Source organism: Vibrio sp. Vb1337 (genome assembly GCF_033338715.1).
GTDB classification, from domain to species: domain Bacteria; phylum Pseudomonadota; class Gammaproteobacteria; order Enterobacterales; family Vibrionaceae; genus Vibrio; species Vibrio alginolyticus.
The window spans coordinates 1-1241 of sequence record NZ_JAWOTD010000148.1 but is presented as its reverse complement, the minus strand read 5'-3'; the positions used below and the strand labels follow the sequence as shown (position 1 = coordinate 1241).

General features: G+C 45.4%; 2 protein-coding genes. Both read left to right on the top strand.

Going from position 1 to position 1241, the window contains the following annotated elements; translation table 11 throughout:
- The coding region (zipA, locus tag R7E42_RS24600) for a cell division protein ZipA (RefSeq protein WP_318073177.1) at positions 1–583 on the top strand (583 nt) is incomplete at its 5' end.
- A gap of 89 nt (positions 584–672) precedes the next feature.
- Positions 673–1241, top strand: a 569-nt coding sequence (locus tag R7E42_RS24595) for a DNA ligase LigA-related protein (RefSeq protein WP_411978984.1), incomplete at its 3' end; no start/stop codon positions are given.

Genomic DNA, 1241 nt, shown 5'->3' with positions numbered 1-1241 from the left:
AGATGTAGCAATTCAACCGTCTGAAGTCGAAGAGCCAATGCACGAGGTGATTGAAGAAGAGATTATGCCTTCTGCATTTGATACGCCTAAACAAGAGATGGAAATGGTTGAAGAAGTGGCTCCTGCCGTTGTTGAACAACCAGAAGAACCAAAGCTAGAGCCGGAAATGCAAGTGATCGTGTTGAATGTTCATTGTGCGGGCGAAGAGCCATTTATTGGCACTGAACTTTTTGACAGTATGCAGCAAAATGGTCTTATCTATGGCGAGATGCATATCTTCCATCGTCATGTTGATTTATCTGGTAACGGTAAAGTGCTGTTCAGTGTGGCTAACATGATGCATCCGGGCACACTTGAGCATGGTGATCCCGCAGAGTTTTCGACGAAAGGCATTTCCTTCTTTATGACGTTGCCTTGCTATGGCGAAGCTGAGCAAAACTTCAACTTGATGTTGAGAACTGCACAGCAGATTGCGGATGATATGGGAGGAAATGTTCTCGATGACAAGAGAAACTTAATGACTCCTGACCGTTTAGCTGCTTATCGACGCCAAATAGTTGAGTTTAATGCAGCTAACGCATAATCTTACTACCCAATTATAAAAGGGCTCCGATTGGAGCCCTTTTTCATGGATTCCCAACCTCATCGATTGACAATATACGGGGCTTTACTATGTCTGAATCAGTACATCAACGGCTAGAAGAACTCAAAGAGTCGTTGCACTACCACGCCGTTCGCTACTACGTGGAAGATAATCCAGAGATTCCAGATGCAGAATACGATCGCCTAATGCGTGAACTGCTAGAAATTGAAGCTCAACATCCTGATTTAGTGACGGTTGATTCGCCAAGTCAGCGAGTGGGTGGTAAGCCGCTTTCTGAATTTAGTCAGGTGACACACGAAGTCCCAATGTTGTCATTGGATAACGCATTCGACGACAGTGAACTCGACAGCTTCCATAAACGTGCTCAAGACCGAATCGGTGGAGAAAGCATTAAGCAGTATTGTTGTGAACCAAAGCTAGATGGCTTAGCCGTGAGTCTGTTGTATGAAAACGGTATTTTAGTTCAAGCGGCAACGCGTGGTGATGGTACTACGGGTGAAAACATCACTGAAAACGTGCGCACCATTAATGCCATTCCTCTGAAGCTGAGGGGTGATGACTGGCCAGCTCGTCTTGAGGTTCGTGGTGAAGTATTTATGCCGAAAGCGGGCTTTGAAAAGTTGAATGAGCTTGCGCG